This window comes from Agathobacter sp. LCP21S3_B2 (assembly GCF_052118705.1).
Lineage (GTDB): Bacteria > Bacillota > Clostridia > Lachnospirales > Lachnospiraceae > Roseburia.
This window is the reverse complement of record NZ_JBQKGQ010000007.1, coordinates 136,279-158,200: the sequence shown is the minus strand read 5'-3', so window position 1 is coordinate 158,200 and position 21,922 is coordinate 136,279. Positions and strand designations below refer to the sequence as shown.

17 protein-coding genes are annotated in these 21,922 nt (G+C 42.8%); 1 reads left to right on the top strand and 16 read right to left on the bottom strand.

The features are described from left to right. Window positions 1-46: 46 nt before the first annotated feature. Window positions 47-559, bottom strand: a complete 513-nt coding sequence (locus tag ACTQ1L_RS07100) for an AraC family ligand binding domain-containing protein (protein WP_441366242.1) — start codon at window positions 557-559, stop codon at window positions 47-49. 284 nt (window positions 560-843) lie between these two features. Between ACTQ1L_RS07100 and ACTQ1L_RS07095 the strand changes: the two genes are divergently transcribed. Next, a complete protein-coding gene (locus ACTQ1L_RS07095) occupies window positions 844-3,288 on the top strand; it encodes a glycoside hydrolase family 3 C-terminal domain-containing protein (protein WP_441366241.1) in 2,445 nt (814 codons plus the stop codon). 115 nt (window positions 3,289-3,403) lie between these two features. Here ACTQ1L_RS07095 and ACTQ1L_RS07090 read toward each other — a convergent pair whose 3' ends face one another. From ACTQ1L_RS07090 to ACTQ1L_RS07020, 15 genes are all read right to left on the bottom strand, one after another. Continuing rightward, a complete protein-coding gene (locus ACTQ1L_RS07090; RefSeq protein ID WP_441366239.1) occupies window positions 3,404-5,482 on the bottom strand; it encodes a DUF4153 domain-containing protein in 2,079 nt (692 codons plus the stop codon). 388 nt (window positions 5,483-5,870) lie between these two features. Continuing rightward, the gene (eno, locus tag ACTQ1L_RS07085) at window positions 5,871-7,172 is read right to left on the bottom strand and encodes a phosphopyruvate hydratase (protein ID WP_441366237.1); all 1,302 of its coding nucleotides are present in this window, start codon (window positions 7,170-7,172) and stop codon (window positions 5,871-5,873) included. A gap of 369 nt (window positions 7,173-7,541) precedes the next feature. After that, window positions 7,542-8,975, bottom strand: a complete 1,434-nt coding sequence (locus ACTQ1L_RS07080) for an NAD(P)/FAD-dependent oxidoreductase (protein WP_441366235.1) — start codon at window positions 8,973-8,975, stop codon at window positions 7,542-7,544. A gap of 62 nt (window positions 8,976-9,037) precedes the next feature. Beyond that, window positions 9,038-9,280 (bottom strand): helix-turn-helix domain-containing protein, encoded by a 243-nt coding sequence (locus ACTQ1L_RS07075; RefSeq protein ID WP_441366234.1) that lies wholly within the window; start codon window positions 9,278-9,280, stop codon window positions 9,038-9,040. Between the two features lie 37 nt (window positions 9,281-9,317). After that, window positions 9,318-9,797 carry a DUF2975 domain-containing protein gene (locus ACTQ1L_RS07070; RefSeq protein WP_321110994.1) on the bottom strand — a complete coding sequence of 160 codons (480 nt, stop codon included), beginning with the start codon at window positions 9,795-9,797 and terminating at the stop codon, window positions 9,318-9,320. Further along, complete coding sequence (locus tag ACTQ1L_RS07065) at window positions 9,798-10,772, bottom strand: hypothetical protein (protein WP_441366232.1); 975 nt, start codon at window positions 10,770-10,772, stop codon at window positions 9,798-9,800. Between the two features lie 364 nt (window positions 10,773-11,136). Further along, window positions 11,137-11,766: a 4'-phosphopantetheinyl transferase family protein gene (locus ACTQ1L_RS07060; protein ID WP_441366230.1), complete on the bottom strand. Its 630-nt coding sequence runs from the start codon at window positions 11,764-11,766 to the stop codon at window positions 11,137-11,139. 103 nt (window positions 11,767-11,869) lie between these two features. Beyond that, window positions 11,870-13,630, bottom strand: coding sequence for an ABC transporter ATP-binding protein (locus tag ACTQ1L_RS07055; RefSeq protein ID WP_441366227.1), 1,761 nt, complete (start codon window positions 13,628-13,630; stop codon window positions 11,870-11,872). Window positions 13,631-13,699: 69 nt separating this feature from the next. Further along, entirely contained in the window at window positions 13,700-15,529 is a 1,830-nt protein-coding gene (locus tag ACTQ1L_RS07050; protein WP_441366224.1) for an ABC transporter ATP-binding protein, read from the bottom strand. A gap of 475 nt (window positions 15,530-16,004) precedes the next feature. Beyond that, entirely contained in the window at window positions 16,005-16,667 is a 663-nt protein-coding gene (locus tag ACTQ1L_RS07045; RefSeq protein ID WP_441366223.1) for an NUDIX hydrolase, read from the bottom strand. 19 nt (window positions 16,668-16,686) lie between these two features. After that, entirely contained in the window at window positions 16,687-17,457 is a 771-nt protein-coding gene (locus ACTQ1L_RS07040; protein ID WP_441366221.1) for a DNA alkylation repair protein, read from the bottom strand. A 7-nt stretch (window positions 17,458-17,464) separates the two neighbouring features. Next, window positions 17,465-19,096: a hypothetical protein gene (locus ACTQ1L_RS07035; protein WP_441366220.1), complete on the bottom strand. Its 1,632-nt coding sequence runs from the start codon at window positions 19,094-19,096 to the stop codon at window positions 17,465-17,467. Next, entirely contained in the window at window positions 19,096-19,833 is a 738-nt protein-coding gene (locus ACTQ1L_RS07030; RefSeq protein ID WP_441366219.1) for an ABC transporter ATP-binding protein, read from the bottom strand. Before ACTQ1L_RS07030 ends, ACTQ1L_RS07035 begins: the two co-directional genes overlap by 1 nt. Window positions 19,834-19,869: 36 nt before the next feature. Then, window positions 19,870-20,877 (bottom strand): choloylglycine hydrolase, encoded by a 1,008-nt coding sequence (gene bsh / locus ACTQ1L_RS07025; protein WP_321110542.1) that lies wholly within the window; start codon window positions 20,875-20,877, stop codon window positions 19,870-19,872. Window positions 20,878-21,109: 232 nt separating this feature from the next. Beyond that, window positions 21,110-21,913 carry a shikimate kinase gene (locus ACTQ1L_RS07020; RefSeq protein WP_321110543.1) on the bottom strand — a complete coding sequence of 268 codons (804 nt, stop codon included), beginning with the start codon at window positions 21,911-21,913 and terminating at the stop codon, window positions 21,110-21,112. Window positions 21,914-21,922 lie beyond the last annotated feature (9 nt).

The window sequence follows — 21,922 nt, the reverse complement described above, 5'->3', positions numbered from 1 at the left end:
ATTTTATACACTATTTTGTAAAGAGAAATACAAAAAAATCCAGTATTTATGCGGGTTTTAGAACACATTCGATATGACATGTGTATAATTTTTTCGGGAGATTAGGATATAAGAATTCGTTCACTTTTGCCATAAGCCGAAGCTCATAGCCCTTGCCCTTTTTCCGGTATATATGCGCTATCGACTTAAGAAGAGACTTCATCTGCTCATATTTTCTGCTGCCATGCTCGGTCTCATAGCACTCCCGGAACCTTATATGTCCGTAATCGTATATGTAGCTGTCCAGATATACATACGGTATCTGCACCAGAAGCACCTTGACTCTTTCATAGCTTTGCGTGCCATGTATCTTATTTGAGTTTATGACAAAAAATTCATTTTCTTGCAATGTATATTCATTTTCACCGCAGTCAACCTGCAGTGAGCCGGAAACTACATAGATTATCTCTATATGGTCATGCCAGTGCCTCGGTGAAAACTGCCTGTAGTCCTCGTATCTGTCGCAGTAGATTGGAAGATGTGGTATTGATCTGACGTTTTCGTGTGTGTATTGCTGCATAATTTTCTCCCTGACTTACTAAATCAAACTTCATATTTAATGCTATATTAGCCTGAGCATATCCAATTGTTCCGAAAAAACAATATTCATAGTTTGAAATTCTACCTTCAAAATATACTCCTCTCACGCAAAAAGTCAATATCGACCTAAAATAATGTCAGTATCACAATTGTATATATCGCTTTTATAATTTACAATCATCTTATACGAAAAGAACAAGCTCCCGACATATTAATGTATGGGAAGCTCTTTAAATAATAAAAATATAAGAAAGGTAATCTGCTATGAACAAATGGTCACGATTCAAATTCACTCCTAATCTTCCACTTGGGGCAAATGGTGAAAGAGTTACAGGAAGCAAGGCTCACATAGAGCTTTCAAAGGAAGCTGCCAAGGAAGGCATGGTACTTCTCAAAAACGAAAACAACGTACTCCCTCTTGCAGCGGGTTCTAAGGTAGCCCTGTTTGGAAAGGGTACTTTCGACTATGTAAAGGGCGGTGGCGGAAGCGGTGATGTAACCGTTGCATATATCCGCAATCTCTACGAAGGACTTAAGCTTCAAAAAGAGAAAATAAGCATATTTGAGGAGCTGTGCGATTACTACCGCAACGACATTAAAAAGCAGTATGCAGCCGGTGCTGTACCCGGCATGACTATAGAGCCGGATGTACCGGCTGAGCTTTTAAGCAAGGCACAGGCATATACCGACACTGCTATCATCTCAATCTGCCGCTACTCCGGAGAAGGCTGGGACAGAAAGAGTGTTATTGACCCAAACAACAAGGCTCTCTGGGACTACGAACGCGAGATGACCGAGAAGTCGGCAGAGCTTTTTAAGGATGGTGATTTCTGTCTCTCCGTAAAAGAAAAGGAGATGATTGACACTGTAAAAGCCAGTTTCAAAAATGTAATCGTGATTTTAAATGTCGGTGGAATGGTTGATACATCTTGGTTTGCTTATGATAATCAGATTCAATCAGCACTGCTTGCCTTACAGGGTGGCATGGAAGGCGGTCTCGCTGCCGCTGAGCTTCTCGTAGGAGATGGCAATCCTTCCGGAAAAACTGTCGATACATTTGCCAAATCACTCGACGACTATCCGTCTACTTACAATTTCCACGAGTCAAGAGACTATGTGGACTATACCGATGATATATATGTCGGATACCGCTATTTCGAGACAATTCCGGGAGCTGCCGAGAAGGTTGTATACCCATTTGGCTATGGACTCTCATACACCACATTTGATGTGGAGACCGTTTCTGCCGGCATTGTGAATTCCAACTGTACGTCTGAGGCCAATAAGCTTTATGCAAAAGTCCGTGTGACAAATACAGGTAAATTCTCCGGAAAAGAGGTTGTTCAGGTATACATCGCTAAACCACAAGGAAAGCTTGGCAAGCCTGCAAAGGAGCTCGTAGCCTTTGAAAAGACAAGAGAACTGCAGCCGGGTGAATCACAGCTTATGATCCTCACATGGGAAATAAACGATATGGCATCATATGATGACCTTGGAAAGGTCAAAAAATCTGCATATGTACTTGAAGCCGGTTCATATGATATATACGTTGGAACGAGCGTCCGTGACGTGACAAAAGCTGATTACTCATATATATTAAATCGTGATGTAATTACTGAGCAGCTTTCAGCAAAGCTGGTTCCTACAAGTCTGCCAAAGAGAATGCTCGCTGACGGAAGCTATGAAGCTCTGCCTCAAAGTGAGCCTGTGGACACCGACTACTCAGCTATTGGCAACATTGACCCTTCCCTGACAGAGGCTGTTGCTCCCTGTCAGAGAGCCATCCCATACTTCCGCTTTGCCGATGGCATGGCAAGAAACGGCAGTCACGACATCATGGATGTTGTGGAAGGACGTATCACGCTTGATGAATTTGTATCAGAGCTTTCCATCGATGAACTCATTCATCTGCTCGGCGGACAGCCAAATACAGGTGTTGCAAATACCTTCGGTATCGGAAATATGCCTGAATACGGTATTCCTTCTGTCATGACAGCAGATGGTCCTGCAGGAGTGCGCATAGCACCTGAGGTCGGTATATGCACCACTGCGTTTCCATGCTCCACACTGCTTGCATGCACATGGAACCCGGATGTTTTAGAGGCTGTAGGACGCGCCGGCGGTGAAGAATTAAAGGAAAACAACCTTGCACTGTGGCTCACCCCTGCCATCTGTATTCACAGAAGTCCTCTCTGCGGACGTAACTTCGAGTACTACTCAGAGGATCCATTCGTAACAGGAAAGCTCGCAGGTGCCATGGTACGCGGAATCCAGTCAAACAATGTCGGTGCCACACTCAAGCACTTTGCCTTGAACAACAAGGAAACCAACCGCAAAAACAGCGATTCACGCGTTTCAGAAAGAGCTGCCAGAGAAATCTATCTGAAGGCATTTGAGATGATTGTAAAGAATGATAATCCATGGGCTATTATGTCCTCTTACAATATGATAAACGGCTACAGAGCCTCTGAAAGCGAGGACCTTTTGACAGGAATACTGCGTGATGAGTGGGGCTATGAAGGAATGGTCACAACCGACTGGTGGACCTGTGGCGAGCATTACAAGGAGACAAAAGCCGGAAATGATCTTAAGATGGGAAATGGATATCCTGATCGTGTAAAGAAGGCTTATGATAAGGGTGCCATCTCTCGTAGTGAGATGGAGACCTCTGTAAAGCGTATATTAGGATTCATATTAAAGCTTGATTAAATTTTACTCTGCTTTTTGTAAACCTCCCCGGTTCATAATACCAGATACTTATTATACAAAAAACGGACATGCAAAACTGCAATGTCCGTTTTTGTATTATATACAATTTAAACTATTACTTTCCATAAATATTGTACTCAGGCACATCCACGCCATCTGTTCCGGCATAGTATGACATCTCCACCTCGTTGAGTCCTTTTTTCTTGTCAAGAATCACATTGTACTGGGATGAATATATAACATCTCCATTTTTATTAAATCTGTATTCAATATTCACTCCCTCTTTGCCTTTTAATGCCTTTCTTGGAATCTTTGCAAGGAAGATACGCTCACTGTCGGAAATCTTCTTCACCTCGACTGCATCCACCCATTTGAAAAATACTGGTGCCGCCACTCTTGTATCATCCATGCTATAACTGTCGTAATCATAGTTGGCTGTGTCATCATCTTCTGTATCCTTTAACACACGATAGCCCATCTGTATGCTGTCCACGCCATCAAGACCGGTATCATTGTTGTTATAGCTGCCCGAATCGTAAGGCGAATATACATATAAAAGGATAAGCTGTGAGCTCTTTACCTCATCTATGCTATCTCTGAATAAATGTGCAGCCTTTATATGAGACACATTGAGCTGTCTTAAGCTGTCATTTGTCTCACCTGCCAGCTGTCTTGCATACATGGTGACCATACCCTTATTTTCCATAAAGTCTGCATCTGCTGCCAGCGCCGGGGATGCATCCGTGGAAAGTGACATCAGATATTTGTAGTCTGTATCCTCCATACATACTGTATTGTACCTTGCAACCAGATAATCAGGCCTTGCAAATGCAAGCACAAGATAACATACCCCGATTACTATTATTCCGTACCGAAATAGCGAAAAAGCAGGCTTACATATAGATAAAATCACTCCCAGCATAAACAGTGCTATCACTCCAAGTGCCCAGAACACACAAAGCCTGGTGGCTGTCAACCCGTACTCTGACACATATAGTCCCATACGATATGCGCTTGATGCAATCATGATATATGTGCATAAAGTTATTAAAATTAAAAATGCATTTAATATTTTATTTTTCCTGAACAATCCACTTCCGAGCAATACGATAACCACATTCAGTATACACACGAAAAGCAGCTGGAAAAAGCCTTCTCTCGCGTACCTGGCGTAGGTATAGCCACTTGGAAGCTGCATAAGTCCTCCGAACAGATACACAATCTGTATAAAACAGAAAAATACATATACCACTGATATAGTTGCAGCTACAGTGATACCGATTGCAGCCGGAAATGCCGGAGTCTCAACCGGTGCATCCGATATACGCTTCTTGCTCAGATACTTTATACCACAGTACGATGAGAAAAGCGCAAATACAAAAAGAAATACAACCTTGCTCACTGTAAAGAAATTGATATCAGCAAATATTTTCTTTATTACTGAGGCAAAAACCGCATCCGCAGAGCACAGCAGCACCACTATCAGCACAACCAGAGGAAATGCAATTGCTATTCCGATAAACACATAAAGCATTCTGTGTTTTTTCACATGTACCTCTCCGGCAGTTGCATTTGCACTGTCACCGACCACACTTTCACTGCCCATATTGTCACTATCCATGCGCTCATTTCTCATATAGTCGGCAATATCCATAAACGGCTCAGCTATACACCCAATCGCTCCAAACACTGCCTGAAATGCCGCAGCGATATACTTTATGAGCCCCCACTGTCTGTCATTGCAGAAATTGTGAAGCAGCATAAAAACAAGAAACACAAGTATCCAGCAAAAATTAAATCCTTGTATAATTTTATTACTGGTCAAGCCTGATGATAGGCCTGTGAGTATCATCATCACACTGTACCATACAGTGAGCGGCTTTGCCTCTATATAAAGTATCTTCATACAATACAGGCTGTATACTCCTGTGACGATTGCAAACAACGTAACAAGTATTCCACCTGTATTCTCGTACAGGAAAATGGTGTACAGCAGCGCATATATTATCGTAGGTATACATAGCCTGCCAAAAAAATCCGCGTTTTTCCTGCTTTGCTCACGCCGTCTTTGCTCCGCTTCCTGCTGCATCTTCTGCAGTTCAATACCTGACATTCCCATATTTGGCTGTGAAGTCTGTGGCGTGTTCTGTGAAAACTGTTGGGGATTTATGCCCCCGATATTATTATTGTCCATAGCTTCCTCCTTACTCTCGGTAATACATCGAATTGCATGCATGTATCGATGATACCTTTTGACCCTTTAATCATGTATTTATTTTCTCATATTTTTTACTTACCGGCAAGCTAATTGTACTACACCGTTTTTAGTTTTGCAATAACTTTTTATCGTATCTCGATAAATTAGTTGTAATCGTTATAAATGTAAGCTACAATTAAGGGCTACAATTAAGGACTACAATTGATGTGCTAAAATGAGATGTTTCGACGATATTTAAAAACTGATAAAAAACAAAAAATCGCAGATACCATATTATGATATCTGCGACTATACTTATCTTATTTTCTCCTAAAGACACTCTAATGGATATTGACTTAATGCAGTCATAGAGTTTTATTTTAAACTACTGCTGCACATTAAACGCTTTAATTCCCGGATAAACTGCGCTCTTTCCCAGTTCCTCTTCAATTCTTAAAAGCTGGTTATACTTTGCAACACGCTCTGAGCGCGAAGGTGCACCTGTCTTTATCTGGCATGTGTTGAGTGCCACCGCAAGGTCTGCAATTGTTGTGTCGGCAGTCTCACCTGAGCGGTGTGAGCTGATTGCTGTATAGCCTGCCTTGTGTGCCATCTTGATAGCCTCAAGAGTCTCTGATACTGAACCGATCTGGTTTAATTTAATCAGGATTGCATTTCCTGCTCCAAGGCTTATTCCCTTTGCAAGTCTCTCAGTGTTTGTTACGAACAGGTCATCTCCCACAAGCTGTACCCTATCGCCCAGACGCGCAGTAAGCTTCTGCCAGCCTTCCCAGTCCTCCTCATCAAGACCATCCTCGATTGATATAATAGGATATTTGTCACAAAGCTTTGCCCAATGCTCTATAAGCTCCTCTGAGGTGTACTCTGTGCCGGCCTTTGGCAGCTTGTAAAAGCCCTTGCCCTTTTCACTCTTCCACTCTGATGATGCGGCATCCATGGCAATCTTGAAATCTTTGCCCGACTCATAGCCTGCCTTCTTTACAGCTTCAAGAATTGTCTCGATAGCCTCCTCGTCAGATTTGAGTGCCGGTGCAAATCCACCCTCGTCACCGACTGACGTGGCAAGACCGCGCTCCTTTAATATGGCTGCAAGTGCATGAAATACCTCCGCACACCATCTGAGACACTCCTTGAAGGAAGGCGCACCTACCGGCATAATCATAAACTCCTGCACATCAAGTCCTGATGAGAGTGCATGACATCCACCGTTTACAATGTTCATCATAGGTACAGGAAGTCTGTTTCCCGAGATACCACCTAAAAATCTATAGAGAGGAATATCAAGTGATACGGCTGCCGCCCTCGCACACGCAATTGATACAGCAAGAATGGCATTAGCTCCAAGCTTAGACTTGTCCTTTGTGCCATCTGCCTCTATCATAGCCGCATCTATTGCATAGATATCACTTGCGTCCATACCTGTCAATGTGTCGTTGATTACAGTATTTATATTTTCTACTGCCCCGGTAACACCCTTGCCCAGATATCTGCTCTTGTCTCCGTCACGAAGCTCAAGTGCCTCGAACTCTCCTGTTGAAGCTCCTGATGGTGCTGTGCCTCTTGCAACAGTTCCGTCAACCAGATAAACCTCTGCCTCAACTGTAGGATTTCCTCTGGAATCAAGTATTTCTCTGCCCACTACCTTTTCGATTTCTAAATAATTCATTATGAACCTCCTTATGTTTTTTCTGATTCAATTTTATCCTACAATACAGTTTCTCTATGTCATGATTGTAGGATTGCATGCAAGTATGCATCGATGATACCTTTTGACCCTTTAATCATAAAAATACATATGTGAAAGCCTGCCGCATATGCATATATTTATAAATAAAGAAAAATGCTACACAGTTAGTTTAATCTAACTAATGTAGCATTTCAATAGTTCATAATGATAATATTTCCCAATTATAGAAATATTATGTTCTTACATATCATTTTAAATCTATACATCCTCAAGCATTGCTTATATATAGCACATCTTTAGTTACTGTTCACACTGTTAGGTGTGAACAGTAACCATCTTTAACAGCAACTATCTCTCTGCCTCAATCTCACGCGCAACATACACGCCGCTTGCCGACGCATGTGAAAGTGAATGTGTCACACCGCTTCCGTCTCCGATGATGTAAAGCCCCTTATATTTGCTCTCAAGCTTATCGTTAAGCTCTACCTCCATGTTGTAGAACTTGACCTCTACACCGTAAAGCAAGGTATCGTCATTTGCAGTTCCCGGTGCTATCTTGTCGAGCGCATAAATCATCTCAATGATTCCGTCCAGGATTCTCTTTGGAAGCACCAGGCTTAAGTCTCCCGGTGTAGCTGAAAGTGTAGGAGTAACGAGTCCTTCCTCAATACGCTTCTCATTGCTTCGACGCCCTCTCACAAGATCACCAAAGCGCTGTACAATTACACCTCCACCAAGCATATTTGAAAGGCGCGCGATGCTCTCACCATATCCGTTGCTATCCTTGAATGGCTCTGAAAAATGCTTCGCAACAAGAAGAGCAAAGTTCGTGTTTTCAGTCTGCTTGTCGGCTCCCTCGTAGCTGTGTCCGTTTACTGTTACGATGCCGTTTGTATTTTCATTTACCACGATGCCATGCGGATTCATGCAGAAGGTACGCACATTATCCTCAAAAAGCTGTGTTCTGTATACAATCTTGCTCTCATACAGCTCATCTGTCAGATGTGAAAAAATCAGGGCCGGAAGCTCAACACGCACACCGATATCCACACGGTTTGACTTGGTTGGGATATCAAGGTCATTGCAGACCTTCTCCATCCACTTGCTTCCGCTTCTTCCAACTGAGATGATACAGTATCTGCTCTCATATGTGCTATCCGCTGTTTTTACTGCATATCCGGATACATGGTCTGTGTGAGCCTCTTGTGAACTGCAAGCATCGGCACCTGCCGTATTCTCATCATACAGCACCTCTACCGACTCAACAGGTGTATCGAAATAAAAATCCACCTTATCCTTCAGATGTGCATACATACTTTCCAGAACAACATAGTTTATGTCAGTTCCGAGATGTCTGACCGATGCATCCAAAAGCTTGAGCTTGTTCTGCATGCAGACCTTTTTGAGCTTTGTGCCGGCTGTAGAATAAAGTTTTGTGCCCTCACCGCCGTACTTCATATTAATCTCGTCAACATATTCCATCAGATCAATGGCCGGCTGCTTGCCGATATGCTCGTACAAGGTACCGCCAAAATCATTTGTAATATTATATTTTCCGTCTGAAAAAGCACCTGCTCCGCCAAAACCGCTCATAATAGAACAGCTCTTGCAGGAAATACAGCTCTTTATTTTCTTTCCGTCGATAGGACATTTTCTCTTAGCAAGCTCATGTCCTGCCTCAAAAACCGCTATTTTGCAGTCAGGATTCTTCTCGATAAGCTCATATGCTCCGAAGATGCCTCCCGGTCCTGCTCCAATGATTATCACATCATAATTATTCATCTGTCAATTGCCTCCCATAATACGTTGCTGTTTGTACGCCCAATGTGGCGCACGCCAATCACTTATGATACTATATTTTCTCCATTATCGCAAGAGCAATCTCTATATTCAAGCAAATCTCCCGGCTGACAGTCAAGTGCTTCACATAGCTTTGCAAGCGTGGATACCTTGATTGCCTTTGCCTTGCCGTTTTTTAAAATTGATATATTTGCAATGGTGATTCCCACACGCTGCGACAGCTCCGTGACGCTCATCTTTCTCTTTGCAAGCATTACGTCTATGTTAAAAATAATCTCGCCTTCCATGTATCTCTCCCGCTCAAATAAAACTGTAGCGCACACGCTATATTGTCAAATCACTCTGCTCCTGCAGATCTGCGGCCTTTACCACAAGATGTGACAAAACCGCCGCCACGACCGATGCCACAACACAGGCAAACACTATGAACACAAGAGCCAGTATCACCCCCGGATGATTCACATATATCCTCCACATGCAGACATTCACAACAAAAAAATACAATGCATCAAACAGAATTATTTTCGATGCCAGCTTTATATGTCTTGCATTCTCTAAGGAAAACGACCTGTCTTTTCCGATATTTACAGCTACTCTCCAGCCCAGATACAATATAACATAGCACGGAATTGCACTGATGATAAACAGTACCAGCCATGGTATATACATATCAGAAATCTGCGGATTATGCGCAATAAGCACATGCCCTATCCATGGTATGGCAACCGCACAGACCACTAATCCGCAAAGTGCTACCGCTATTATTACTATCTTTAACCATTTTTCAAGTTCTTTTTGTCTCATTTATTCACCTTGCTTCTCATTGAGAAGTCCATACTCTGCAAGAAGCCTTTTTTGATACTCCTTATCCTTTGAAGCTTTCTGCAATTCATCATATTTGCCTTCGGACAATAAAATCTGATTTAGCTGGTTAATCAATTCTATTCCTTGTTCTAATCCTTGTTCTAATCCTTGTTCTAATCCTTGTTCTAAGCCCTGTTCTAAGCCTTGCTTTATTCCTTGTTCTAAGCCTTCCTCGATAGCATCAGCTCTTTCAAGCTCAAGCTGCCTGTCAAATTCGTAATTTAACTGCATACTCTTCGTCACCTCACTTCTGTAAGTCTTTAGAAACTCCTTCAGAATATCATTGTCAATACAATAGTCTATAGCCTTCTCAATATCTATAGCAAGATCATCAAATGCCCCGTCTGCATGATACTCTCTGACCTTATTTACAAATGTCATATAATCATTCAGCCAGCCACATGACTCCATAATAGCCTTGTTCTTTCCGTCGTTTATATTGTACACCTTACATTTAAGCTCAAGATTCGGCTCATCGGTCGGCTTCTCAAACGCATCGGACAGCTTAAGCTCCTGAACCTCCGGCTGTTCCTCCTCACCATTGTAAAATACCACAAAATGTGGTGTCGGTATCTTTACCAGTCTTCTGCCATAGATGTTCTTGCCACTTTTTGTTCCTTTTTTCTTGTCGCTGAGCATATCTGACAATATCACACTGAAATAAATAAGACTTCTCACCGGCATATTAGGACAAACTGTGGACTGATGCTCATATATGCTCAATCTCGCATCCACGATAAACGATGCATCATTTCTGACCGAAAGTGAAATGCCGCCATCGTGAATCACCATCTCAACATCCTCCGGATTGTCATAGCTAGACCCATTCATTGCGTTATACAGCTGTAAGGCTCTTTCCTTATCCTGCATCAGCATACTGAAAACATCACTTTTGTACTCTCTGTTACCACTCATATAAAATCCTCCTTCATTTGAAAACACAAAAGCAGGAAATATCTGTGTGGTAAAAGCCCTCTTATCCTGCTTTAAATAAAATAATGAAACATTTAAAAGCAAGAATTTCAGGGAATATGAAAAATAATTAAGGTATTGAAGACCCTGCACGCCCTTATCGCCGGACGACATCTTATTATGCCTCACATATTTACAGAGCATATAGTCATATCTGTAATAAATGTGCCAACGACCGCACAGGTTGCTATAGAAAAACTGCTTTGATTATATTCTAACATATGTGGATAAAAAAACAACAAAAAAATACGCAACAGAAAAGTCTGTTACGTATATGCTTACAAAAACCAGGAAATTTTTCAATTTCCTACTCCGTCACCACTGCAATAAAATAATCCTCAAGCTCCCGAAATACTACCCTTTTTTCATAAGCCTCCATAGTCTCATCATCCAGCTCCCCCGAAAAGCCTGTACCGACAAGCTTCATTATCGCCTCATACTGCGTCCAGTATTTTGTAAGCTCAATCTGAAATGCCTCAGATTCATTCTCAAAGCCATCGAGTCTGTCAAGCTGCTCCTTTCGCATTATACGCTTTGCCACTTTGTAGCTCAAGCGCTTTGTATGCTCTATGTCCACGCCAACAGGTCTGTCTGATATTGCAAGCACCACATATGGGCCGCTGTGTGCCAGATTAAAAAAAGCTGCGCTCTCATTCTTATATCCAGCTGCTATTTCCGGCTTACCATGCTCATTTCTGACAAGCTGTTCATCCGATGATATTCCCAGATATTTGTAGAGCATGTATCCCGCCAAAAGCTCCTGATTTGCTGTGCCACACAGCCTGTTGCTGCCTGTTTTTACACCTTTTTCTGAAATAGTTGTGTATTTATCCACATAATAGGCAGACACATGTGGAATTATCTCCTTCTGCCGGCCTGCGATGGAATCCGTTTTTTCTATAAAAATCTGACAGTTATTGTTTATTTTCCATACCATCCCAAGTCACCTTTCTATAACTCCAACCTTCCCCTGCCTTCATCAAAATACAACTAGTTTTATAAATTACCCATATGATATCTGCAGCTTATACTAATTATCCCTACGATATCTGCAGCTCATACAGCTTCCTGTATATGCCATCCTGTTCCAGAAGCTCCCTGTGCGTACCGCGCTCACATATACGACCCTTGTGCATGACCATGATGCAGTCAGCATGCTGGATAGTGGACAGACGGTGCGCAACCATGATTGTTGTCCTGCCGTCCATGAGCTTTTCAAGCGCCTCCTGTATGAGAATTTCTGTCTCTGTATCTATGTTGGCGGTTGCCTCGTCCATGACCAGTATGCTCGGATTGTGGGCAAGTGTCCTTGCGAAGGACAATAGCTGACGCTCTCCTGCCGAGAAGGTCGCACCACGCTCCGTGACCGACTCGTGATAGCCCTGTGGAAGCTTTTCGATAAAGTGTGAGGCGTTTACATATTCTGCTGCTTCTTTGACCTGCTCATCCGTAATGTCATTGTCATTTAATCGAATATTGTACGCCACATCCCCCTCGAATATAAACACATCCTGCTGCATCTGACCGATTGCACTGCGAAGCTGCTTTTTGCTAAGCTGTCTGATATCGATGCCATCAATGTAGATATGTCCCTTTTGTATATCATAATACCTGCCTATAAGATTTAAAATGGATGATTTTCCTGCTCCGGTTGCGCCGACAAAGGCCACCTTCTCGCCTGGATTAATGACAAATGAGACATCCTTAAGCACATAGTTTTCACCGTCATAGGCAAACCAGACATGGTCAAATTCAATTTTTCCGGTGATTTTATCCGGCTGCTTTGGATTTTCGACCTCAGGAATAAATTCATCCTCATCCATAACCGTAAATATCTTCTCTGCTGATGCAATTGATGACTGCAGTGTCGAAAACTGCTCTGCAAGTTCCTGTATCGGGTCGAAAAATGACCTGATGTAATTCGAAAAAATATACAGAGTGCCGACCGAAATAATCTCATCAAACACATTTCTGCTTCCGAACCACAGCACTATCATCAGTGACAAAATGCTCAGAATATAGATAAGCGGACGAAACACCGCATACATAAGCATTTCCCTGTAAAAAGCCTTGTAGAGCTTTGTATTTTTATCATGAAATTCCTCGAACTTGCGCTCCTGTCTGCCAAATATCTGTATAATTTTCATTCCCGAAAGATGCTCGGACAAAAATGTATTGATGTCCGTCAGGCGCGTACGGTAAAGCCTGTAAATATTTCTGGCAATTTTCTGACACAGCACCGTAAGCCCAATTACAAGCGGCATCAGCACAAATGATATCGCAGCAAGCCTAACATCAAGCACGAGCATAACGCCTGCAAGTCCCACTATTTTTACAATATTTCTGAAAAGCTGTACGAGAATGCCCGAATACATCTCATTGAGAGCCTCAACATCATTGGTCACACGGGTTACAAGCTTTCCAACCGGTGTGATATCAAAATACCTGCTGCCAAGAGACTGGATATGTCTATAGAGGTCTTTTCTCATCTGAAGAATGATATTCTGGCCTGTTTTCTGCAGTATCCAGGTCTGAGCGATGTTGAATGTAAAGCTTAAGGCAAGTACAACCGCATATTTGATAGCTGTAGCAATTATTACATCATAATCCCCATTTGCTCCAAAAGTATCAATTGCATCTCCCACCAGCATCGGCCTGTAAAGGTCAAAGGCTGTCAGTCCCAGCACCAGCAGAAGAGCAAAAATCACCCAGTGGGCATACGGCTTCATGTAGGCTATGAGACGCATTGTGGAGCTTTTTTTATTCATTTCTTTTTTACTTATATTTTCACTCGAATTCATACTATAATCTTCTCTGTTATTTCGTAACTATTCATCGTCAAATCTGCATAGCAACGCTTTTCAAGCACTTTAACTGCCAAGCTCACTCTCAAGTTGCTGCTTATGGCTGATATCAGCGTAAAAACCGCCAAGCTCAAGCAGCTCTTCAGGAGTGCCATACTCTGTCAGTTTTCCGTCAGAAAGCACTGCCACATGGTCAGCCTTCTGCAGTGTGGAAATCCTGTGGGCAATCACTATGGTTGTCTTGCCCTGCCTGGTTTCCATGAGGTTTTCAAGTATCTGCTCCTCAGTATCGGTATCGACAGCAGAAAGTGAATCATCCAGTATGAGGATTGCAGAATCCTTTAAAAGTGCTCTGGCTATCGAGCTTCGCTGCTTCTGTCCTCCCGAAAGTGTCACTCCGCGCTCTCCAACCATGGTCTTGTACTCATCCGGAAAGCCCATGATATTATCGTGTATACACGCGTCCTTTGCAGCCTGTTTTACCGCATCAAGAATTGCCGGGTTGTCGGCAATCCTGTCCTCCAGACCAAATGCTATATTCTCCTCGAGTGTGTCGGAAAACAGGAAATTCTCCTGTGGCACATATGAGATATCACGGTGTAAAACCGCCAGCGGATAGTCTGTTATCGGGCGGCCATCCAAAAGTATCATGCCGTTTTCACAGTCATATACTCTAAGCAAAAGGTCGGCAAGTGATGATTTTCCGCTTCCGGTACGTCCTAAGATACCAAGCATCTCGCCCTGATTCACATGTATACTCACGTCTGAAAGCACCGGCTTGGTGCCGTCAGGGTATGTGAAGCTGAGGTGGCTAAGCTGTATATCGCCATGTATTTGTATTTTATCATAAATACCCTCAGCTAAATTATCTGTATTTCTGCCTGCCATGCCATCATTTTCTATTACATTTTCCGGTGGCACCATATCGACAATATCAGGTTTTTCCTCGAAAATAGTCCGGATTCTGCCCCATGCCGCAGCCGCCTGGGAAAATGTGTTGATGCAGTCGCCTGCCGCAATCATTGGCCAAACAAGCATATCAATGTATGAGTTGAATGCCACGAACTGTCCTATCGAAACCTGTCCGTCAAGCACCATCCTGCCACCTGCAATGAGTGTCACTATCACGCTTATTCCGATTACGGCATCCAGCGCCGGGCCAAAGACAGCGCGAAGCTTTACCACATCAAGATTTTTCTCCCTGCTGTTCTCGCAAGCCTTTTCAAACTGCTTAAAGTCCTCTTCCTCCTGCGCAAATGCCTTGACCACGCGGATACCGGCAATGCTCTCCTGCACCTTGTCAGACAGATAGGAGAAAGCATCCTGCCTTTTCACCTGACGTTTCTTTGACTCTATTCCATAAAAATAGCAGCCGATTGCAATGAAAATAAGTGGGATAAAAGCAAATAATGTCAGCTTAAAATCCACGTATACTACCATTTTGACAAGCACCATCACCGTCATGATTACCGCGTCAAACACGGTGATGACAGCCATTCCGGTTCCCATCCTGACAGCCTGTAAATCGTTAGTGAAATATGCCATAAGGTCTCCTGTCTTGTGGCTGTTGTAATAGCGCGCTGAGAGTGTCTCCATATGCGAAAACATATCATCGCGCAGTCTGTATTCTATTCCTCTTGATGCTCCTATGATGAAATATCTCCATCCAAAGCGCCCCGCCATGATTATCAGGCCTGTTATCAGTATCTTAAATATAATGCCGCCCACGCCCGCCATATCAAGCTTTCCTGCAGTGATTCCGTCGATTATCTCCCCAATAAACTGCGGAATGTACAGATTTGCAAGGTCTACTGCAAGAAGTACAAAAATGCCTATCGCATAGTGCCATTTGTATGCAAGCAGATATGGGCGCAGCGAGTATTTTTTATCGTTCATGTTATTCCTCCGTATTTTAGATGCCACTGCGTGGTGAGCGTGCGACCGCATGGTTAGCCCGGCATGCGGCCATATGCTCTCTAGGAGCTAACGCTACGCTATTAAGAGGCTGTACGAATTATGCTCATAGTTTTTCTATGCTCGACGAAACCGGCTTTTATGTGCCGTCCATGGCACATAACGCCTTGCCCCGGCGTCCATGCCGGTGCATTTCAAGTACAGCGTGCCAAAATTAACTGGTTCAATAACGCAGAATGTATTTTCATTCTGCAAAGAAGAAAAACGCAGGCGTAGCGGGCTACGTCAAGTTTTTCTGATGCCGCAGATGGAAATTCAGGCAAGTTATTGATCCAGTTATTTGCAGAACGATGTACTATGGCAACAGGGCATAATTCTACAGACTCTAAACAGCTTCGCTAGTCGCTCTACGAGAGCATATGTCCGCCTCCCGGGCTAACCACGCTACATTCCACATCTACCTCCACAAGTCTGCTACGAAATACGTGAGTGCCGCCCATGTATACACAGAATAGTATATGCCGTGCTCGTCCACTCCATCCTCAAGTATCTTCTTCGCCTGCGTCTTAGTCAGAAGGTCGAATCCGTCAAAGAGCTCGCCGCCCACTGCGCCCTCCTGCGACATTCCATTAAGGCTATCGCGGTTAAGTACAATCTTTACAAGGGCATTACTTTCATCGGTCATGCCCGGTGTACTGAAAAGACATGGATTGATTATCGAAACCTCATCTTCTTCTGTCACTTTAAGGCCGGTCTCCTCATGAAGCTCACGCATGGCGGTTTTTATAAGTGGCGCTGTATTATCATTATCCACGGTGCAATCCTCCGGGTCTATAAGTCCTGCAGGTACGCTGAGCAGGTACTGACCTGTCGGATATCGGAACTCGCGGTTCATTAACAGACATGGCTCATGACCTGATTTCTCGTCATCATCTGACGGATTCCATATCACCACGCAGCTCACCGCATCCGGAAGCATTTTCTTGAACTCTTCCGTGGATTTGGCGGCTACAAGTTCCTCTTCATCTCTCCTTGTGGCATTATAATAATGCCTGCCCTCTTGGTACTGAAGATCAAACACCTTTATAAATTTTGATTCAAATAAGCTTTTTATTTTCATAAATTTTTGTCTCTTTTCATTAAACCTTTAATGTGCTCAGATACTCCTTCTGCTGTGGCGTGATGCGATAGCTCTCACGCGCCTTTTGTATCGCCTTGTTGTGGCTCCAGCTATCCATGAGCTTTTCCTGCAGTATCGGCAGCACTGCATCATACTGCTTTGCAAGTGCCGTAGCGATATACCACGCCTTCATCATGTTTACATAATACTCCTCGGAACGGATTTTTGCCACATCTAAAGCATATTTTATATCAAAATCCTCATCGAGATATAGGCGCATCAAAGTGCCAATGCCATACCTTACAGTGTAGGGCTTATCCGAATCCAGCCACTCATATACATGCAAAAGAAGCTCATTTTTGTGCTTTTTGAACGCAGACGGCACACCACTGTCGCAGGTCGCCCAGTTGTCTATGTATGGCAGGAATGCTTCCAGATAAGCCAATGCCGTATCATAATCCTTCATCTGCATAATCAGAAACATATGCAGGTTATTTTCCTCATAGTAGTAATGTGGCAGACTGTTTAGAAACTTTTCCACATTGTCACAGTCATTTTCCTTTACTGTATTACAGCCCAATTTTTCACCTCGAACCGACAAAAAGAGCCTGCTTCCACGAGCAAGCTCCTTTGCGTACTTTCTAAGTACCGGGACTCTTATTCCTATTATGCGTTCTTTTTCAATATTGGGCATAAGCCTCGCATGAAATTCCCTGTAATTTTTATCCTGCAGCGCAAACAATTGCGTCCTTATATCCTCTATAATATCTGTTCTCATCAATTTATTCATAAAATCCTCACTCGCGTATCTTGAAGGTGCGCGGCGCAATCCTGTACGCAAGTACACATGCCACAACACAGTATACCACACTAAATGTAATCATGATACCTCCAAACTTAAGCGTGCTCATCCGAAGCTGAATCGTCATGTAGCATGCTATATATGTGAGTCCTGTTATGACCTTATACATACCACTCTTTATCTCAGTCCCTGCATTATACGGCTGAAGCAGATAATAAATGACCAGATAATGCACAGAGAAAAACACGCTTTCTGCTGGGAAAACAAGAAACAAAATCAGATAATTCAGCGGGTTTTGCGTTCCATGCGAAATAAAAAGCATGGCAGAAAGTCCTGCTCCGAGTATCAGCGCCGGTGGCAAATTAATCTTTATTATTTCGCGAAGTCTGATGGTAAAAAGCTCAAGCACTGCCTTTGGCTTTCTATAAAACGGATAACATAAAAGACTGTGGTCACAATTCATAAAAAGCGCCTGCGTATAGCCCATTCCACGGTTAATAAGATACATCCAAAATGTGGACATCCCCAGATTTTTAAGAAGCAGCTCTGCCGTATCCTTCCTAAAGCCTGGATCATCCAGATACAGCATCGCACCTATTCCTGCTGCAACAAGCAGAATACATATTGCGCAGACTCTCTTTACCGGTTTCCATAGAAGCCTTTTGTGTCTGTTTATAAAAACTGCATTAAGATATTCAAAGCCCTTCTTTTTCTCTATCCTGCTATTCTGTAAAAGGCCTTCCTTTTCTGTACTTATGAGCTTTCGGTTCTTGTCAACATCCATATTCTGGGCAGACTCTACCATGCTGTCCATATCCTTAAGTATCTGTCCGTAGACTATACGGTATTTGTCAAACGTAACAATCCTTCTGCACGAAAATACTCCAATGACAATGACAACAAGCATAAGAACAAACAGTGCAGAAACCGGCGGACAAAATCCCAGAGCCGGAAGTCCATAAGCTGCAGTCAGAAATAAAATCACAAGTATCACCTTAAAGGAGCCAAGCCTGTTTTCACTGACATTGATTTTTATTTTGCCATGATTATGATTCTCATATGACCATAAAATAAAGGCAGATACTGTGAGCTTAGCACAGACCACAAACAATGGTACTATGAGCATTACATTCACCGGAACATTGCTTAACAACCCGAATATTAAGCCAAATACTAAAAATCCAATCAGGATTTTACAAAGCTCATAAGCATAATTAACTATTGCAAACTCTCTCGCATCAATCCTCAGCAAAACAACCGCATAGTATTTATCCTTTGACGGGTCAAATATAAAGGTATTTAACAAAGCTCCTATAAACGTGAGGAAAAACAGTATATTTACAAATGCCTCCCTCTGCGGTGTCTTTGAAAAAAGTGCCGAAACCATAAATATCATAAAAAATATATATATGAATTTACCGATAAATCCTGATATAATTTCCCAGATAACTGAGAGGATACTAACAACAAGCTTAAATCCGCCTGCTGCATAAAGACTCTCCGGCAGGATTTTTTTGATAACCGGTATCTGCTTAAAACCATAATATATGCTGTTAATACGATATGTATTTTTTAATGAAAACGATATGCGAAGCGTTTTCATCATCAAATTTCCCCTTGATTTCATCACTTCCTCCTGTCAAAGGCCTCAGGTGTCACATCATACGCCTCATCCTTCAATGCCGCAATAATCTTTTCCTTAAACTGCTCCTCCCCAAGGTTCTCATTTTCCACAACCTCAAGCTCTCCGTGACTCAAAAGCACAATAACATCACACAAATCAAGTGCAAGATCCATAATATGCGTAGAAAAAATAGTAATCCTTCCGTCCTTTTTTACACGCAGAAGCTGCTTCATCTCCTCTGCCACTACCACATCAAGAGATGTAAGTGGCTCATCAAGCAGCAAAATATCCGGCTCCGCTATCATGTTTACAAGCATCTGCATCTTATTTTTCATGCCATGTGAATAATCCTTCATCAGGCGATCCCTGTCCTCAGGTTCAATCCTCATCTCATCAAAATATACATCAAGCGGTTTTATTAGTGACATTGAATCGCTATTGATATCTATAAAAAACTTAAGGAACTCCCTTGCTGTCAGGAACTCCGGCACAGTCGGCGCCGAGAGCACATATCCCACGTTCTCCGGAATCACCTGTTGCTTCTGGCCATTCTTTATCAGATAACACTCACCTGCATCCTTGGTAATATCTGAATTGATGCAATTGAACAGTGTTGTCTTTCCTGCTCCGTTTCTTCCGAGCAGTCCGTAAATCTTTCCCTCCTCAAACGTAAAATTGATGTCTCTTAGCACCTGCTTTTTCTCAAAGCTCTTTGCCAGATGATCGATTGTAAATTCCATAATACCCTCCTCATAATATTTACTATTTTCTCTATATTAATTCTGCCAACAAATCTTTCCCTCCGTAATAACAGGATATCTGATAAGCAGCTTCTCATCAAGATTCTCCCTGTTCATGTCTACCGCTGTGATCTGGCTATTGTCATATGTGGTGTAATAGTAGATTCCCTTGTCGCAGTTGCAGCATGAGGTGTAGAGCGTAATCTCATATTTGCCCTCTGTCACCTCGCACAGACCTCTCTGCTGGTCTACAGAGCCTAATATGTGGAAGAACTGGCTCACACTTGCATTCTCACTGTCATCCGATTTGGAGTTTTGCTTTGTGAATGCCACACGTACAAAGCGTGACTGCGATGATAAATCTCCCGGCAGTCCCAGGCCTCCCATTCCGCGGCTGTATGCACTAAGCTCCACTCCCGGTGCAAATGTATTTTCAGGCTGCTTTGTGGATAAGCCTCTGTAATTATTGAGTGCTGCCATCTGATATGGGAATGGCGGATTGTTTGTGAGCACACCTACCGGATTGTCGTAAACATGCATACCGTCTGCCATCGACTCCACCACAATGCACTCATTTTTGTCGGCTATAATCCAGTGAAGCTGTGCAACCGGAAGCTGACTGCTAAATGGTGTATCTACCAGTAAAATACGATTTAATTTTTCCTTTGCATCCGCTACCGTAGCGCATAGTGACAGTATCCACGGTATAAACTCAAACTGTGCCACCTTTGTCTTTGCAATGCTGCATGTGCCATTCTCGCATGAGCTGTTTTCGTCTGCTGCCGCATACGCTGCATTTCCCACGAAATTCAGTCCTGCCATACCGAGTCCCTTTTCATTTACAGCATCATAGTAAAGAGGATAGTCACCTGCCACATGTGCCATTCCAATGATTGCATAATGGTTTTCAAGCTTTCCCGAATGCCTGAAATTAAACACATAGTTTCGCGGTGTTACCGTAATCTCATCTCCATATGAAAATTCGTAGTCGAGTGTTCTTCCAAAATAGAAATCCTTTGTTTTATAAGCTGCTGCTGTACACATAATTATTACCTCCTTGTTATGCTGCCATACTTAATCAGTATCTCTTAGATTGTACAGTACTATACATCATATTTGCAATTATTTCAAGCCACACACACCTTCCTGGGCTACTTCATAGTCAACTTCAATATCACTTCAAACAAATTTGATTTTTATTGAAGTATTTGAACAAAAGGCAGCAACCGGTCTGATATCCGGCTGCTGCCTTAATATGTGCTGTGCTATTCCTGTATTATGCCTGTTTATTGTCCTGCTTATTATCAAGTGCGATAAGCTTTGCAATGATTTCCTCGCATATCTGTGTAACATTCTTGCCATCTGTAGCAACTGTTACATCTGCCACTGCCTCATAGCGCTCCTTTCGCTTTTCCATGAGGCCGCTGATATACTCAACATTCATGTTGCCGTTTAGTATCGGGCGCTCGTCACTATCCTTTACTCGCTCGTAGATAGTCTCAGGCTTTGCTGTAAGAAGAACTACACGGCCGTTTTTCTTCATATGATCTGCGTTTTCCTCTCTCATGACAACACCACCACCGCAGGAAACGATAGTCTGCTTTCTCTTCTGAAGCTCTATAAGTGTGTTGCTCTCTAAGTTTCTGAAATATGCCTCACCGAACTCATCAAATATTTCTGAGATTGACATGCCACGATTCTCAACAATCATCTGATCCATCTCGACACGGTCCATCTCGAGCTTATCCTTTAATTCTCCTGCTACAGTGCTCTTTCCTGCACCCATGAAACCGATTAGGAAGATATTGTAATCGAAAAGGCTCTTTGCCTGGATACGACGGCTGTTCTTCATGATATACTTAAAAATATCAAGTATCTCTTCCTCAAATTCATTGTCGAAAAGCTTTGCCGCAAGTGCATCTGTCTGCTTTTTCTCCTGCTCCGGCTGTAAGATTGGGATTCCTGTTGCCTTCTTGTATGATATAATCTCCTGAATGTGTGACATTCTGACCGCAAGCTGCTTAATTATTATATCGTCACATTCTCCAATCTTTGCGCGGATTTCCTCGATTTTGTCCATGGTGTGTCT

Coding starts and splice junctions, on each gene's coding strand:
- ACTQ1L_RS07040 (WP_441366221.1), bottom strand. CDS start 17,457: ATGAATAAATTGATGAGAACAGATATTATAGAGGATATAAGGACGCAA.
- ACTQ1L_RS07045 (WP_441366223.1), bottom strand. CDS start 16,667: ATGAAAATAAAAAGCTTATTTGAATCAAAATTTATAAAGGTGTTTGAT.
- ACTQ1L_RS07030 (WP_441366219.1), bottom strand. CDS start 19,833: ATGGAATTTACAATCGATCATCTGGCAAAGAGCTTTGAGAAAAAGCAG.
- ACTQ1L_RS07090 (WP_441366239.1), bottom strand. CDS start 5,482: ATGGACAATAATAATATCGGGGGCATAAATCCCCAACAGTTTTCACAG.
- ACTQ1L_RS07035 (WP_441366220.1), bottom strand. CDS start 19,096: ATGAAATCAAGGGGAAATTTGATGATGAAAACGCTTCGCATATCGTTT.
- eno (WP_441366237.1), bottom strand. CDS start 7,172: ATGAATTATTTAGAAATCGAAAAGGTAGTGGGCAGAGAAATACTTGAT.
- ACTQ1L_RS07065 (WP_441366232.1), bottom strand. CDS start 10,772: ATGAGTGGTAACAGAGAGTACAAAAGTGATGTTTTCAGTATGCTGATG.
- ACTQ1L_RS07100 (WP_441366242.1), bottom strand. CDS start 559: ATGCAGCAATACACACACGAAAACGTCAGATCAATACCACATCTTCCA.
- bsh (WP_321110542.1), bottom strand. CDS start 20,877: ATGTGTACAGCAGCAGCTTATAAAACAAAGGATTTCTATTTTGGAAGA.
- ACTQ1L_RS07060 (WP_441366230.1), bottom strand. CDS start 11,766: ATGGTATGGAAAATAAACAATAACTGTCAGATTTTTATAGAAAAAACG.
- ACTQ1L_RS07050 (WP_441366224.1), bottom strand. CDS start 15,529: ATGAACGATAAAAAATACTCGCTGCGCCCATATCTGCTTGCATACAAA.
- ACTQ1L_RS07075 (WP_441366234.1), bottom strand. CDS start 9,280: ATGGAAGGCGAGATTATTTTTAACATAGACGTAATGCTTGCAAAGAGA.
- ACTQ1L_RS07070 (WP_321110994.1), bottom strand. CDS start 9,797: ATGAGACAAAAAGAACTTGAAAAATGGTTAAAGATAGTAATAATAGCG.
- ACTQ1L_RS07080 (WP_441366235.1), bottom strand. CDS start 8,975: ATGAATAATTATGATGTGATAATCATTGGAGCAGGACCGGGAGGCATC.
- ACTQ1L_RS07055 (WP_441366227.1), bottom strand. CDS start 13,630: ATGAATTCGAGTGAAAATATAAGTAAAAAAGAAATGAATAAAAAAAGC.
- ACTQ1L_RS07020 (WP_321110543.1), bottom strand. CDS start 21,913: ATGGACAAAATCGAGGAAATCCGCGCAAAGATTGGAGAATGTGACGAT.
- ACTQ1L_RS07095 (WP_441366241.1), top strand. CDS start 844: ATGAACAAATGGTCACGATTCAAATTCACTCCTAATCTTCCACTTGGG.